We start from the raw sequence: 15,233 nt of genomic DNA, 5'->3' as shown, positions 1-15,233 counted from the left end.
TCTCTCTGAACAGGTCGTAGAGCCATATAGTACCGCTTTGGTACTATATGGTCAAATTATCCCTCCAGACTTTGCTGGATATTCCACATCCGGGCATAGGCGCCATCCAGGGCTAAAAGCTCGCTGTGCGTGCCCTGCTCCACGATCTGTCCGCGCTCCAGAACCAGAATCAAATCCGCGTCCGTAATCGTGGATAGACGGTGAGCAATGATCAAGGTGGTGCGGTCGCGGGCAATCTCGTTCAACTCCGCCTGAATCGCCCGTTCCGTACGTGTGTCCAGCGCACTGGTAGCTTCGTCCAGAATCAGCACCGGCGGGTTCTTCAGCAAGGTACGGGCAATAGCCACGCGCTGCTTTTCGCCCCCGGACAACTTCAAGCCGCGTTCACCCACGATGGTCTCGTAACCATCGGGCAAGCTTTCGATGAAGTCGTGGATACTGGCGGCCCGTGCTGCTGCCACGATCTGCTCTTTACTGGCCTCAGGACGGCCATACGCAATATTGTGCAAAATCGTATCGTTGAACAGGACCGTATCCTGGGGAACGATACCGATATGACGGCGCAAGCTCTCTTGCGTCCATTCGCGCAGCTCGCGCTCATTGAACAGGATGCGGCCTTCCGTCACATCGTAGAAACGAAACAAAAGACGCGACAAGGTGGATTTGCCTGCGCCCGAAGAACCCACCACCGCTACCGTCTTGCCGGCGGGAATCTCGAAACTCAGGTTTTGAATGACTTTGCGACGGCTGTCATAGGCAAAGCTGACGTTCTCGAAACGCACACCCGCCTGCTCACAGGACAAGACCTGAGCATCCGGCGCATCTTTCACCTCTTGCTTGCGACGCAACAAGGAGAACAGGCGCTCCATATCAGCCAGTGAATTCTTGATTTCGCGGTAAACAAAACCCAGAAAGTTCAAAGGCGCATAAAGCTGAGTCAGGAAGGCAGACACCAGCACAACGTCACCCACCGTCATGGTTCCGGCCAGCACACCTTGCGCCGACATGAACAGCAAGGCCGTCACCCCAACACTGATAATCGAGGCCTGGCCAATATTGAGCAGGTTCAGCGATACCTGATTACGCACGGCAGCCTGGACCCACTGGCCCATATTCTGATCGTAGCGATTGATCTCGTAATCCTCGTTACCGAAGTATTTGACTGTCTCGTAATTGAGCAAGGCATCAATCGCGCGAGAGTTGGCACGACTGTCCAAGTCGTTCATGGCTCGCCGATAACGCATGCGCCGCTCAGTCACCAGCAAGGTGAACACAATATAGGCCGCAATCGTCCCCAAGGTCACCGCCGCGAAGGCCCAGTCGTATCGCCAGAGCAAGATGCCACAGACCAGAGCTATTTCCAGCAAGGTTGGCAAAATATTGAAGACCAGGAAATTCAGCAGAAAGCTAACGCCTTTGGTGCCCCGTTCAATATCCCGGCTCAAGCCACCTGTCTGGCGTTCGGTATGAAAGCGCAAGGACAGATCCAGCAGGTGCCGAAAGACGTGGTTCGCAATCAGCCGCACCGACCCTTGCGTGACTCGCGCAAACAGGGCATCCCGTATTTCACCAAAAGCGCTGGAAGCTAAACGTACTGCGCCATAGCCCAACAAGGCTGCCACCGGCAGCATCAACGCGGTAGCGGGCAGGCTCAGCGCATCGATTACCTGCTTCAGGTAGATCGGCATCATTACTGTGGCGACTTTCGCCAGCAACAAACAGGACAAAGCCAAGACCACGCGAGTCTTGAATCGCCAAACGTAAGGAAATAAGGATTTCAGGGTGCTCAGACCACCGGAGACACCATCAAGCACTTCAGGACGAGGAGGCACACGCAATAGGTCCGTGTCCCACAGCACAAAGCCGAAGAACCGCGGACAGCTTAAAAATAAGTTGCAGCACAACGCTGAAATCAAGGCAGGACAAGCAGGCTATGCTTTCCACTGGCAGGCAGGTCCCTGCTATGTCCTTGATGCGAATACAGAAATGACGCTCTTTGCCTGAGCAATAATCAAAAACCGCCAGGCAGCACATAACTAATAAGTATAGCCTTGTGCACAGCTTATCCCTGCCAAGACCCTGTCGTCGGCGTGCTTGTTTGGCTGATTATTGGCCTGCAAACCACAGTCGCGAAAACAATGGACCAGAGCACCCGGCATTCAGTACTGAAAATCGGGAAATTCACGGCTTGTCACTGCAAAGAAAATGCTGGCAATCCAGCACTTTGTTACCTTCAAGCCTTCAGCGAAAGGCATACAATACCTGCTTGTCTGAAACAGGCGCAGACAGAGTAAAAATAGCGCCTGATACCGGACATCTGGCTCATGAATCCCTTTACTGTGCAAAATCCATCCATGCCGTCTTCTTCTTTTTCGTATTCTTCTTCCCTGGACCAGTTAGCCGCACAGGACAGCCAGGCGCTGGATGTGCTGTACGACCAGGAAGCCCCCTTGATGCTGGCTTTGGGCCAGGCCGTATTGGGCCGCCGCATTGATGCCGAAGAGGTTCTGCGCGATAGCTTTGTTTTGTTATGGAAGAACGCTGCCGGCTATGACCCCGATTTAGGCGAAGGGCGCGCCTGGATTTACAGCATTCTGCGGTTCAGGCTACTGGCTCGCCTGCGTCAACGCGCGCAAAGCGGCGATAGCAATTACGCCCTGCCTGCCATCAAGCCGCAAGCCGGCCAGCGTTTCATCCCTGCCATGGGCAAGCTGGATGGCACCAGCCAACGCGCCATGATCCATGCCTATCTGCACGGCAATAGTTACGAACAGTTGGGCCCTCAGCTGAACCGCTCCCCCGCACAATTGCGCGCTGTGGTCCAACATGGCTTGCAACAGCTCACTCCCCTGATCAATGAAGGCAACGCCAACGATCCACGCCATGCAGTGATGATTGGCGAATATACCTTGGGGCTACTCAGCCAGCATGAACTGGTCCAAGCCCACACCCTGATGCAGCAAAATGATCAGGCAGCGCGTCTGGCATTGGCTTGGGAGCAAGCGTGGCTGGAGCTGGTGGACTGCCTGACCCCAACAGTGCCTGCCCCCACCAGCCTGGCTCATATTCACCATACCCTGGGCTTGCCTCCGCCAGCTGCACGTCGTCAGGCTGGGAACACAAGCAGTCCGGCTGCTGAAGTCCCCAAATCGGAAAGCACTGGCAACGCCAGCACAAGCGCTCCAGTTAACAAAGCGGAGCGCCAGGAACCCAGTATCAAGACCAGTACTTCGGCAGACCAAGCCACTAAAGCGGAAGCTGCCACTCGCACTGAGCCTCGCTGGTCCGTCAACAGTTCGAACGACAAGGCTGACGATCACACACCGCCCTTCCCCACCTTACTGCGTGCAGACTCCGACCCAGCTACCAAAGCAGCTGCTGTCACAGCCGAAGCAGCGCCGACAGCACCAGCCAAGGTCGCCGACAAGAAAAAGCCCGCCAAAAGCGAGCCTGAGTCAGCCCCGGTAGAGAAAAAACGCAAACCCGAACCTGTTGATGGCGAACGCAAGTCCCGTGGCTTTGCCATGCCCATGCCTGTTTTGTGGGGCGGCTTGGCTGCGGTCGTGATTCTGGGCCTGGTGATTGCCCTGCTCATGAACATGAACTCGGAACCACCTGTCAACGTCATTGAGATGAAGCCACGTCAGGCAGCCATCCTGCAGGCCCCAGGCCAATCCTCTACTCCGGCCTGGATTGCAACAGTAGACCCACAAGGCAATGTCCTGCTGGTGCCCAAGGTCAGTACCGAAGTCAAAGCAACGCAGTCAGTACAGCTGTGGACACACACACCACGCGGCACGCAAGTTCGTTCATTGGGTTTGATTGATCCTAATCGCCCCATCACCGTACCCGCGGCTTTGATCGGCACCGTGGAAGATGAGCAGATATTTGAGATGACGCTGGAAACCGAAGGCGGCTCCAATAGTGGTGCACCGGAAGGCCCCGTTCTGTATATTGGTCGCATTGTGAGCTTTGGGCAGCTGGATAACCTGCCCAAGCCCAACACGGAGGCTAGCTCGTCGGCAACCCGCTCTTAAAAGCGGCATCCAGCCGTTCCAGCTCGTCGATTTCCTCGGCAGTGAAGCCCGCCTCCAGGCGGGCTTCGCGATTAAAGGGGCCGCGCAAACGCGGTGCGCGATAACGCTGCGCCAACTCGCCATACGTAGCAAAATCAGGCAAGCCTTGTTCCTGGCAGACTTTGCGATACCAGTAATTTCCCAACGCTACGTGCCCGACCTCATCGCGCAAGATGATGGCAATAATCGCGGCGGCTTTTTCATCACCAGCATCCAGCAACTTCTTATGCACCAGGGGGCTGGCATCCAGCCCCCGTGCTTCCAGAGTACGCGGCACCAAAGCCATACGCGCCAGCAGATCAAAGCGTGTTCGCTCTGCCATCTCCCACAAGCCGTCATGGACAGGCAAATCCCCATAGCGGACACCCAGCGTTTGAAGATGATCGCTCAGCAGCTCAAAGTGCAAAGCCTCCTCCACCGCCACCTGTAACCAGCCTGCATAGAATGCGTCGGGCAAACCGGGATAACGCCACAACACATCCAAGGCCAGATTGATGGCATTGAACTCGATATGAGCCAAGGAATGCAATAAGGCTGCTCGCCCCTGGGGCGTACGCACGGACCGCTTGGGCACATGCTGAGGGCTCACAAAACGCAAACCCTCGGGCCGTCCCGGTACGCCGGGCGGCTCTTCCAAATGCTCATCTGCCCCTACGGGCAAGCCATGGGCAATTGCTCGTACTGCTGCCAGCTTGGCAGCCGGCTCTTGTACTAACAAGGCCTGTAGAGCCTGACTACGTAAGTTCACTGCTAATCCCTTCCATGAAAAAAGGCCGGCACCAAGGCCGACCTTCGTTCCTGCTTAGCAACCCCGGATTACTGAGCCGAGCCAGGATCCGTCATTGCCAAGGCTTGATCCAGCATTGCCTGGATCTGACCCAAGTTGGTGCGCAAGGCCTGCATCTCCTGACCGGTCAGACGCACAGCGGCTTCCTGGTCAAAAGGCATATCCGGACCATCGCCCAGACGATTGCGCGCACCACTGATCGTAAAGCCTTCGTCGTACAGCAAACCGCGAATCCGGCGTATCAGCAGCACCTCATGGTGCTGGTAATAACGTCGGTTACCGCGTCGCTTGACGGGCTTTAACTGCGTAAACTCCTGCTCCCAATAACGCAGGACGTGGGGCTTGACCAAGCAAAGCTCGCTGACTTCACCGATGGTGAAATATCGCTTGGCAGGGATAGGTGGCAAGGTCGCCGTCTTTTCGTTTGTGCTCATGGCCACTGATGCTCATCGACAATAGGAGTGATTTTACACGTTCAGTCAGGCAAAACTGTACGCAAACGTACCAGGCTTCAGTCCTGGTCATCCTCGGGCGCCACTGGCGCCCCTTCGACTACACTTTTGAGCTTCTGACTGGCGTGGAATGTCACCACGCGTCGCGCCGAAATCGGGATGACTTCACCCGTTTTGGGGTTGCGACCAGGACGCGGGGGTTTGTCCCGAACCTGGAAATTACCAAAACCGGACAACTTGACCTCGACACCATCGGCCAGGGAATCGCGGATCTCTGCAAAGAAAGTATCCACAATATCTTTGGCTTCGCGTTTATTCAAGCCAACACGTTCAAACAAGAGTTCAGCCAGATCTGCCTTGGTCAGAGTACGCTCTACGTTCATTGTGTCTCCTTATGCTCGTGCCCGTGCGCCATGCGCAGACACCAGTGCCGCCAACAATGCTTCCAGGCATTGCTCGACGCGTTCATCGTCCAGCGTGCTTGCGCTGTCTTGCAGCCAGAATCGAATCGCCAGACTCTTTTCCGATGCATCGTTCTTGTCGCGCCAGACGTCAAACAACTGAATATCTTTGACGATAGCCGCTTGCGCTGCCGTGCTACGCACCTGGTTCAGTGTATCCAGCACAGCTTGATAGGATACGTCCTTATCCAGCCAAACCGCTAGATCTCGTTGCACAACGGGTTGCTTGGATACTTCCTGAGCGTGTACCACTTCGTCGTGAGAGATGGCATCAACGTCCACCTCAAAGACGACCGGCGCTTGATTCAAGCCAAATTCGCTCAACCACTGAGGATGGATTTCACCGATCCAGCCTATGGTTTTACCATCCAGTTTCACACTGGCGCTACGGCCTGGGTGCAAGGCCGGGTGAGCTTCAGGCTCGAAACGGACTTGAGCAGCACGTTGGCCCAGCAAGGTTTCCAGATCGCGCTTGACGTCAAAGAAGTCGACAAGACGATCGGGCTGTCCCCACTGCTCGGTCACAACAGGGCCCCAGGCTGCGGCCGCAATGCGGTTGGGCTGATGGATACCGGCCACGGTCAACGGACCATTTTCTTGAGAGGCATCGCGCATGAAGACGCGGCCAAACTCGAACACACGCACGCGCGACTGACGGCGGTTGGCGTTGCGTTCAATATTGGCCAGCAGACCCGGAATCAGGCTGGTACGCATCACCGCCAACTGGCTGGCAATGGGGTTCAACAAACGGATAGGGTCAGCCTGTCCGTTAATATCTTTTTCCCAGGACTCTTGCACAAAGGAGAAGTTGATCACTTCCTGGTAGTCCTGGGCGGCCAATACAGCGCGCAAGGCGTGCGGACCACGCAAGGACTCGACTGGCACACGCATTTGTGCAGCAGCGACCGGAGGCAGATCAGGAATATTTTCAAAACCGTAGATACGGGCAACTTCCTCGATCAGGTCTTCTTCAATCGTCAAATCGAAACGGAAGCTGGGAGGATTGACCGTAAAGACTTCGTCAGCCACCGAGAAGTCCAGGCCCAACAAGGTGAAGATGCTCTCCACCTGCTTTTGATCCAGAGGAATACCCAGAACACGGCGGCAACGATCCAGGCGCATGGCAACGGGCTTGCGCTCGGGCAAGGCCACAACCTGGTCATCCATAGGACCCGCTTGGCCGCCGCAGATTTCCAGGATCAGCGCTGTGGTGCGTTCCAGATGCTGGGTAATGGAGTCGAAGTCCACGCCACGCTCGAAACGGTGGCTGGCGTCGGAAGAAAACTTGTAGCGACGGGCACGGCCCATGATGGCTTCTGGCCACCAGAAAGCGCCTTCCAGATACACATCCGTCGTATCCAGTGTGACGGCACTTTGTTCGCCGCCCATGATACCGGCCATGCTTTGCGGCACATCGTTAACCGCGATCACACCCACATCGGTATCCAGCTCGACGTTCAAACCGCTCAGCAGCTCCAGTTGTTCGCCTTTACGTGCCCAACGCACTTCCAGACCAGACTGTACGTGCTGCAAATCGAACACGTGCGTAGGACGGCCCAGTTCCAGCATGACGTAATTGGAGATGTCCACCAAAGCAGAGATCGAACGCTGGCCGCTGCGCTCCAGACGGGTTTTCATCCAGTCCGGGGTTTTTGCACGCGCATTGACGCCACGAATCACACGGCCGGCAAAACGGCCGCACAGATCAGCGTCTTTCACGGTAACGGAAACGCGATCTTCAATCGTGACAGGAACAGGTGTGAAGTCTGGCAGTGTCAGTGGTTCGCCCGTCAGAGCGGCCACTTCACGCGCCACGCCCAGCACGGACAGGCAGTCCGCACGGTTAGGCGTCAATTTCAATTCGATAATCTGGTCGTCCAGATCCAGCAGTTCACGCAGGCTTTGGCCTACCGGCGCGTCTGCATCCAGCACCAGCAAACCATCGTGATCTTGCGACAGACCCAACTCGCGACCCGAGCACAACATGCCGGCGGACTCCACGCCACGCATTTTGACCGGGCCGATTTTCATGCCACCGGGCAGCTCTGCGCCAACACGGGCGACCGGGATCTTGATGCCTTGAGCCGCATTGGGCGCACCGCACACAATCTGCAGCAGCTTGCCCGAGCCGTCATCGACCTGGCAAACGCGCAGGCGGTCAGCGTCGGGATGGGGGGCAATTTCAGCGATGAAGCCAACGACAACATGCTCAAAAGCAGGCGCAGCAGCTTGAATTTCTTCAACCTCCAAGCCAGCCATCGTCAGTTGATGACCCAGTTCTTCAGTTCCCAGTTTGGGATTCACAAAGCGGCGCAGCCACGATTCGGAAAATAACATGATGCAAAGATGGAGACGTAAAACGGCGTATACCGGAACCGACCGGGCCTAAAAGGCCCAGCGGCGCGAAGTAGGAATCAACGATTGAACTGCTTCAGAAAGCGCAGATCGCCTTCAAAGAACTGGCGCAAATCGTTAACACCATAGCGCAACATAGTCAGGCGCTCCAGTCCGGAACCAAAGGCGAAACCGATGTAACGCTCTGGGTCCAAACCGAAATTGCGCACCACTTGCGGGTGAACCTGCCCGGAGCCGGAGATCTCCAGCCAACGGCCCTTGTTGGGGCCGGAGGAGAACATCATGTCAATCTCGGCGGATGGCTCGGTAAAGGGGAAGAAAGAAGGTCGAAAGCGCACGACCAGATCGTCGCTTTCAAAGAAGGCGCGCAGAAAGTTCGTGTAAACGCCTTTCAGATCGGCAAAGGAAATATCCTCGGCAATCCACAGCCCTTCCACCTGGTGGAACATGGGCGAGTGGGTGGCATCACTATCGACACGATAGGTGCGGCCGGGAGCAATAACCTTGATAGGGGCCTTGTTCATGCGTGCATAACGCACCTGCATGGGACTGGTGTGCGTGCGCAGCAAATAGGGCAAACCCTGCTCGTCGTTCATATCGATATAGAACGTGTCTTGCATCGAACGAGCCGGATGATTCTCTGGATTGTTCAGAGCGGTAAAATTTGTCCAGTCATTTTCGATTTCAGGGCCGTCAGCCACATCGAAACCGATAGAGCGGAAAATGGCTTCAACACGCTGCCAGGTCTGGATCACCGGGTGGATACCACCGGTGCCACGACCACGGCCGGGCAACGTCACATCAATTTGTTCTTGAGCCAGTCGCTGGTTCAATTGTTCTGCCGCCAGGGCAGCACGACGATCGTTCAGCAGATCTTCAATTTCGCGCTTGAGCACGTTGATGCTGGCACCGGCTGCTTTTTTCTGCTCCGGCTCCATCTGGGCAAGGCCTTTCATCAAGGCAGTGATGGCACCTTGTTTGCCCAAAAATCGAGCTTTAGCGTTTTCCAGCGAAGCGGCGTCCTGAGACTGCTCAAATAAGGCCCGAGCCTGGGCAATCAGATCGTCGTGGGAGGAAGTCATGGCGTGTTACTTTCCAAAAACAAACGGAGCCCCAAAGGCCCCGTTTGTGAACTATACAGTCAGATACCGCTTAAGCAGCCAGAGCGTTCTTAGCCTGTGCAACAACAGCAGCAAAACCTGCCTTGTCTTTAACAGCCAAGTCAGCCAGAACCTTACGGTCCAAAGCGATGGAGGCTTTGTTCAGGCCGGCGATAAACTGGCTGTAGCTCATATCCAGTTCGCGGCAAGCTGCGTTGATACGGGTAATCCACAGCGAGCGGAATACACGTTTCTTGTTACGGCGGTCACGGTAGGCGTACTGACCTGCCTTCATGACAGCCTGTTTGGCTATACGGAATACATTACCGCGACGGCCGCGAAAACCTTTGGCCTGGGCAATTACTTTCTTGTGGCGTGCGCGTGCGTTAACACCGCGTTTTACTCGTGACATGTTCGATTCTCCCTAATCAAGCGAAAGGCATCATTGCTTTTACGGAAGCGACGTCGGCTTTATGAACCTCGACGGCACCGCGCAACTGACGTTTGTTCTTGGTCGTCTTCTTGGTCAGAATGTGACGCTTGAACGCTTGGCCCCGCTTGATGGAACCGCTACCACGAACCACAAAGCGCTTGGAAGCGCTTTTTTTGGTTTTCATTTTAGGCATGAAATTACTCGACTAATTTGTGTCTGCGGGTGGTCGCCTAGGAAGCTGGCGGACACTTGTATGACCCAAAACAGGCACTTATTTTTTTCTTTGCCCGCCGCCAGAACAGATCCAAACAGGGGAAAAGCTCTTGATTATAGGGTGATTCCTGAAGGATTGTCCAGATATCAAAGGGATTTTTTGCAGTTATGGCGTTGTTCGCCAGCCAATCAGGAACACAAGAAACCGTGGCCCCGTTTGGATACCCTCCAGCGCGTATGATCTGGTCAATCTTCGAGCCTAGCCATGTCAAGATCAGGCAGCAAGTTATCAATAGGATAGGTGAAAGCATCGGCTCCCCTATCTTACTGGTAGCCGATAACACCATAGTACTCGCCCCCTATCAGGCGAAGGCGCTCAATTTCATACGTAGGCTGACAGTCCAGGCGAACGACACACAGGCCCACCATGAAAGTCATGGCGCCTGTCGCCCTCAGCCTGCAGCCAGCCCAATCCTGCCACACCTAGTAGCGACACCCGCCTTCTTCTTACCTCGATTCACGGCAATTCAGGCCGGAACTGCAATGCTTCCGCGATATGAGGTCTGGCAATCTGCTCTACTCCGGCCAGGTCAGCAATTGTCCGCGCTACCCGCAAGACCCTACCCTGCACTCGCTCTGACCAATGCCAGCGCTTGCGTGCACTGGCCAGTAGCTGCAAGGCCTCCGCAGACAAGCACCCATGTTCTTTCAAACCAGCCACTGACAGACGAGCATTTCGTACTGTCTGACGTGCCAACTGCCTCTCAATCGCCTCCTGTACCCGCAGCCTGACCTGACTGGATGCCTGCGCTGCTTGATCACGCTCCGGTTCGGACTCGCTTAAGGTCACCAAAAGATCAATCCTGTCCAGCATCGGCCCCGATAGGCGCTGCCGATACAGCTCCCGTTGAGCAGGAGAACACCGACACGCCCGATGACGGCTCGCCGCCCAGCCACAGGGACATGGGTTCATGGCAGCCACAAACTGAAACTGCGCCGGAAAAACCGCTTGCTTCTGGGCACGAGAAATATGCACGCAGCCCTGCTCCAGCGGTTCGCGCAACGCCTCCAGTGAACGCCGACTGAACTCAGGCAACTCATCCAGAAACAGTACGCCATGATGAGCCAGCGAAACCTCCCCCGGTCTTGGGCGGCTACCACCTCCAATCAAGGCAGGAGTAGACACACTATGATGTGGGGCACGAAAAGGGGGTCGCCTGCTGAAAAAATCCTGTTCCTGCACAAAGGAATACAAGGCGGCTACTTCCAGCTGAGCGTATCGCTCCAGGTCTGGCAATAGACCCGGCAGACGTTGAGCCAGCATGGTCTTGCCCACACCCGGCGAGCCATTTAACAAAAGGCTATGGCCACCCGCAGCGGCCACTTCCAAAGCACGGCAAGCCAAAGGCTGCCCCAGCACGTCCGACAAGCAAAGTTGTGGGCCATCATTCCACTCTTCTGGCCACGGCCTGGCCAATGCGGGTTCCAGCTCCTTATCCCCTCGCAGATACCCCGCCGCCTCTGCCAAACTGGCAACCCCGTAGACCTGCAGGTCAGGAACATGGGCCGCCATTTCTGCACTCTGCGCAGGCAAAAGCAAACAAAGCTCCGGATGCCGACGCGCCATACCCAAGGCTATCGTCAAGGCGCTTTGAACCGGAACCACTGCCCCGGTCAAAGACAACTCTCCGGCCATGACATAGCGGTCCAGACCTGTGATGGCCTGCTCACGTTGCTTGTCGTCTGGACGACTGAGTTGGCCGCTTGCCAGCAAAATTGCCAAAGCCACGGGTAAGTCAAAGCGTCCCGAATCCTTGGGCAAATCGGCAGGAGCCAAATTGATTGTCAATCGGGCAGCGGGAAAATCAAAGCCACTGGCCTGCAAGGCAGCCCGTATGCGCTCACGGCTTTCACGAATACCAGCATCGGGCAAACCAACAATATGAAAGGCTGGCAATCCAGGAGCCACGTGCGCCTCGACACGCACGTCGATAAAATCCAGACCCGACAAGGCACAACTGTTCAACACGGCCAAGGACATATGCCCTTCTCCCTTTCCAAGGCAAACATTCAGTCTGCCCGTCGGGAGAAATAAGCTCCAGATGCCTGCCTTAAAACATCACTGCGTACTTGTACGGTCCCAGGGTCTTACTGAACCTGCACCCCCATGGAGCTGACCAGTTGAACTGCCTGCTCCACGGACAGGCAAGCTCCTTGGAACGAGTTATTCAAGTCGTACAAGGTAATGCTGCCCAACTCCACACTGCGCAGATCCGCCCCTTTGAAGTTCACCCCTCGCAAGCTGGCACCCCTCAAGCTGCCGCCGTCAAATACGGCATCATGAAAATTGCAGCCGCCCAAGTCCGCATCGGAGAAATCCAGTTGCACCAGATTTTGCTTGCGGAAATTAATGGCGCGCAAGGTGGCACCGACCAACTTGCACTCACGCAGGCTCAGGTCCAAGCCACGGGTTTCATTGAAGATTGCCCCGCTCAACTTGGAATCCTCGATCTGCAAGGAAGCAATGTGAGTGCGTACCCACTTGCTCAAGTGCAGATCACAAGCACTAAAACGCGCCGAACTGAGATCTGCCAAGCTGAAATCTGCTTGACCCAACTTGCAACGCAGCCAGATCGTGTCTTGCAAATGTGCCCGTATCAATCGGGTATTCAAAAAGCTGCAGCCCGAAAACTGCGAACTATCCAGCTCCAGACCCGACAGATCCTCATCATCAAAACTGCAGTTCTCGAAACTCAAAGACTCATGGGAGGCGGCCAAAAGATTAACTAACTCATCTCTTGTGATCTGGACATTACTGACGAGCATGCAACTTTCCCTTCCAAAAAACTGAGCCAGCTTTATTGAGCTGGCTCTTTCATGATCTGTTTCATCTAATCCGGTACTGATCTGAGCAAGGCCTAACGACCATTGGGCAGACCCAAATGCGACAAGCGCCAGGCAATGATCAAACCCAAAACGGCAAAACTAACCGTCGCGACCCAAGCCCACTGCCATCCACCCAACGCATGTACAACCGACGCCACAACAGGGGGGCCCACAAACTGGCCTAGTGAAGAACATTGCTGTACCCAGCCCACCGAGGTCGAGGTGGTCTCCGGCGAAGGTGCTGCCGTGACCGACAGGAAGAACAAGGTAGCTGGAATCAAGCCGCCCACAATCGAAAACAGCAGGATAGCGACAAATTGAACCACCAAGCTTTGTGTCAGCCCAAACGCAAGGACCGCACATGCGATCATGCCCAAGTAGCCTGCCTGCAGCAGCCTATGAGGTGGGATACCGGCATGCAAACAGCGCCCTGCCCCCAGATTACCTACGACATTCCCAGCAGCAATCAAGGCTGTCAGCAAACCGGCAGTGCCGACTGCTATCTGCGCCTGATTGTAAATAGTGGGCATGAAGCCCACGACTGCCGCCCATTGTGCCGCGTACACACCAAAGGCCAAAGCCAGCAACCAAACCCGGCCGGAGCGTAAAGTCGTGCGTAGCAGACTGGACCAACGGTGAGCAGAGGTATGCTGCGCCGCACTCCTGGTTTGAGTCTGAGAATCCGGTGGCACCAGAAGGAAGGTCAAAATCATGAAGATGGCCGTCAAGATACCCAGAACCACCCACAAGGTACGCCAGGAGCCGACTGCCAACCAGGCAGCACCAGCCCACAGCATCAAGACCGCCCCGGCGGGCATATAACAGCCCCATAAACCCATGACTCGGCTCAACCGTGCCGTATCGGTAATGCGTTTGATCAAGGCCGGAATGGGCAGCACCACCATCAGAAAGCCACAGCCTTCTATCATGCGGCCCAGCAACACCAGCGTGCTATGTTCAAACAAGGAGCCGATTAACGAGGCCAGACTCAAAATACCCAGCCCCGTCAAAATGCAGCGACGCAGACCAATTTTCTCGGAGATCAGGCCTATGCATAGCCCCAGCAACATCCCGGCCATTTGCACACTGGCAAGCAGAAAACCTGACTGCACCAGGTCCATGCCCAGTTCGCGCTGCATAAAAGGCAAAGCCGGGGGTACTTTCCACACATGCAGTGCGGCGCACACCCCGGTCAAGACAAGAAAGACAGCAATAAAAAAGGGGCTGGCCGATTGTTTGTCCCCAGGCCTGGTGACCGTATTCAAATGAAGTGATCAGCCTTGGCTGCCCTCTTGAGCAGAGGTGTCACCCTCTTGAGGAACAGGAGTTTGCCGCCCTTCCAAAGCTTGCAAACGTGTTTCCAGAGCCGCCACACGAGCCAGTGCGCGTTCCAGCATCAGCTTGTAGGTATCAAACTCTTCACGAGTAACCAGGTCCATACGGTTGAAGGCCTGACCCATAAAGGCTTTTACATTGCGCTCAATATCGGCAGCCGGACTTTTGGCGATCAGCTCCGAGACGTTTTTTTGCAGATCTTCCAGCCATTCGCTTCGATTAATCATGGTCCTCTCCTGAAAATATTGACACTACCAGCAGTATAGAAAAAGCGGGTGCCAAAGGCACCCGCTTTTTGCATTTGGCCAGACAATCAGCCGAATTATTCAAGCCTTAAGGTTTGGCTTGTTCCGAAGGCACGGAAGATGGCGAGGAATCAACACCATTACCCAGCTTGTCCTGGATGGCTTTGTCAGCCTTGGCAGCGCCGTCTTTAATGGCATCGCCCGTACGGCTGGCAGCATCGGCTACTGCATCCTTGGCTTCACCAGCTTTTTCAGCGACTTTATCGCCAGCAGCCTTGGCATCTTCCTTCAAGGAGTTGGTATTTTCCTTGGCGTTTTCTTTCTGTTCCTCTGCTTCTTTTTTGACGTCGTCAGCAACTTTAGCGGCGTCCTGCTTCAGTTCTTCCGTTTTTTGCTCCAAGGACTTGTCAGCCTCGGGTGCGGGTGGAGTGGCAGGTGCTGTCGATTGTGGAGCAGCGACAGGAGCAGGTGGCGCGCTCGTAGCGGCTTTGTCGTCCTCTTTGGAACACGCAGCCAAAAGAGTCATCGAAGCAGCAGCGGCCATGACAGCAAAATGAGCACGAGTCAGTTTCATAAGATTTCCTTCCTACTATTCCAAGGTCGCTAGATAGAATGGGCCGATGCCTGGTGCGACTTCCGGCTCGGCCTTGGGTCTGTTACAACTCCCCTAAAAGCCATTCTATCGGTGCTGAGCACGCAGACCAATCTATTAGTGTAAATCCTGATTTCAATTATTCTGACGATATAGCTCAAGCTTCATGACAAACCCTTTAACAACAAGCACCTAGCGAGCGACCAGGTTCCGATAGGTTGTTACAAATGGAATCCCTCATAGGACTACAGCCGGGCTTTGTTACATATTTGCCAACTAAATTGGCCTGTTTTCAATT

The 15,233-nt window shown here is 55.2% G+C and carries 14 protein-coding genes; 1 reads left to right on the top strand and 13 read right to left on the bottom strand.

All coding sequences use genetic code 11. The features are described from left to right. Positions 1-56: 56 nt before the first annotated feature. Positions 57-1,838 carry an ABCB family ABC transporter ATP-binding protein/permease gene (locus ACLPGZ_RS13045; protein ID WP_052159216.1) on the bottom strand — a complete coding sequence of 594 codons (1,782 nt, stop codon included), beginning with the start codon at positions 1,836-1,838 and terminating at the stop codon, positions 57-59. A gap of 486 nt (positions 1,839-2,324) precedes the next feature. Between ACLPGZ_RS13045 and ACLPGZ_RS13040 the strand changes: the two genes are divergently transcribed. Continuing rightward, the gene (locus ACLPGZ_RS13040) at positions 2,325-4,037 is read left to right on the top strand and encodes an anti-sigma factor domain-containing protein (RefSeq protein ID WP_429641453.1); all 1,713 of its coding nucleotides are present in this window, start codon (positions 2,325-2,327) and stop codon (positions 4,035-4,037) included. Here the strand turns inward: ACLPGZ_RS13040 and ACLPGZ_RS13035 are convergent. From ACLPGZ_RS13035 to ACLPGZ_RS12980, 12 genes are all read right to left on the bottom strand, one after another. Further along, positions 4,012-4,824, bottom strand: a complete 813-nt coding sequence (locus ACLPGZ_RS13035) for a ferritin-like domain-containing protein (protein ID WP_429641451.1) — start codon at positions 4,822-4,824, stop codon at positions 4,012-4,014. The two genes, ACLPGZ_RS13040 and ACLPGZ_RS13035, sit on opposite strands and share 26 nt — an antisense overlap. Before the next feature lie 68 nt (positions 4,825-4,892). Then, positions 4,893-5,297, bottom strand: a complete 405-nt coding sequence (locus tag ACLPGZ_RS13030) for a MerR family transcriptional regulator (protein ID WP_003800357.1) — start codon at positions 5,295-5,297, stop codon at positions 4,893-4,895. Positions 5,298-5,374: 77 nt separating this feature from the next. Next, positions 5,375-5,698: an integration host factor subunit alpha gene (locus tag ACLPGZ_RS13025; RefSeq protein ID WP_009454385.1), complete on the bottom strand. Its 324-nt coding sequence runs from the start codon at positions 5,696-5,698 to the stop codon at positions 5,375-5,377. A 9-nt stretch (positions 5,699-5,707) separates the two neighbouring features. Next, positions 5,708-8,113: a phenylalanine--tRNA ligase subunit beta gene (pheT, locus tag ACLPGZ_RS13020; protein ID WP_083053589.1), complete on the bottom strand. Its 2,406-nt coding sequence runs from the start codon at positions 8,111-8,113 to the stop codon at positions 5,708-5,710. A gap of 77 nt (positions 8,114-8,190) precedes the next feature. Further along, entirely contained in the window at positions 8,191-9,213 is a 1,023-nt protein-coding gene (gene pheS / locus ACLPGZ_RS13015; RefSeq protein WP_009454388.1) for a phenylalanine--tRNA ligase subunit alpha, read from the bottom strand. A 70-nt stretch (positions 9,214-9,283) separates the two neighbouring features. Further along, entirely contained in the window at positions 9,284-9,643 is a 360-nt protein-coding gene (rplT, locus tag ACLPGZ_RS13010) for a 50S ribosomal protein L20 (RefSeq protein WP_009454390.1), read from the bottom strand. A 16-nt stretch (positions 9,644-9,659) separates the two neighbouring features. Then, complete coding sequence (gene rpmI, locus ACLPGZ_RS13005) at positions 9,660-9,857, bottom strand: 50S ribosomal protein L35 (protein ID WP_003800367.1); 198 nt, start codon at positions 9,855-9,857, stop codon at positions 9,660-9,662. Between the two features lie 537 nt (positions 9,858-10,394). Continuing rightward, on the bottom strand, positions 10,395-11,918 hold the full coding sequence (locus ACLPGZ_RS13000) for a YifB family Mg chelatase-like AAA ATPase (RefSeq protein WP_429641450.1): 1,524 nt from the start codon (positions 11,916-11,918) through the stop codon (positions 10,395-10,397). 107 nt (positions 11,919-12,025) lie between these two features. Continuing rightward, positions 12,026-12,634: a pentapeptide repeat-containing protein gene (locus ACLPGZ_RS12995; protein ID WP_429641448.1), complete on the bottom strand. Its 609-nt coding sequence runs from the start codon at positions 12,632-12,634 to the stop codon at positions 12,026-12,028. Between the two features lie 161 nt (positions 12,635-12,795). Then, positions 12,796-13,950, bottom strand: coding sequence for an MFS transporter (locus ACLPGZ_RS12990; protein WP_266108686.1), 1,155 nt, complete (start codon positions 13,948-13,950; stop codon positions 12,796-12,798). 87 nt (positions 13,951-14,037) lie between these two features. Further along, positions 14,038-14,325, bottom strand: a complete 288-nt coding sequence (locus tag ACLPGZ_RS12985; protein WP_088452778.1) for an accessory factor UbiK family protein — start codon at positions 14,323-14,325, stop codon at positions 14,038-14,040. Between the two features lie 106 nt (positions 14,326-14,431). After that, positions 14,432-14,917: a hypothetical protein gene (locus ACLPGZ_RS12980; RefSeq protein WP_026482678.1), complete on the bottom strand. Its 486-nt coding sequence runs from the start codon at positions 14,915-14,917 to the stop codon at positions 14,432-14,434. Positions 14,918-15,233 lie beyond the last annotated feature (316 nt).

This window comes from Alcaligenes sp. Me129 (assembly GCF_050487245.1).
Classification (GTDB): Bacteria; Pseudomonadota; Gammaproteobacteria; order Burkholderiales; family Burkholderiaceae_B; genus Alcaligenes; species Alcaligenes phenolicus.
Note: the sequence above shows the minus strand (reverse complement) of the source record. Positions and strands in the feature narration are given on the sequence as shown.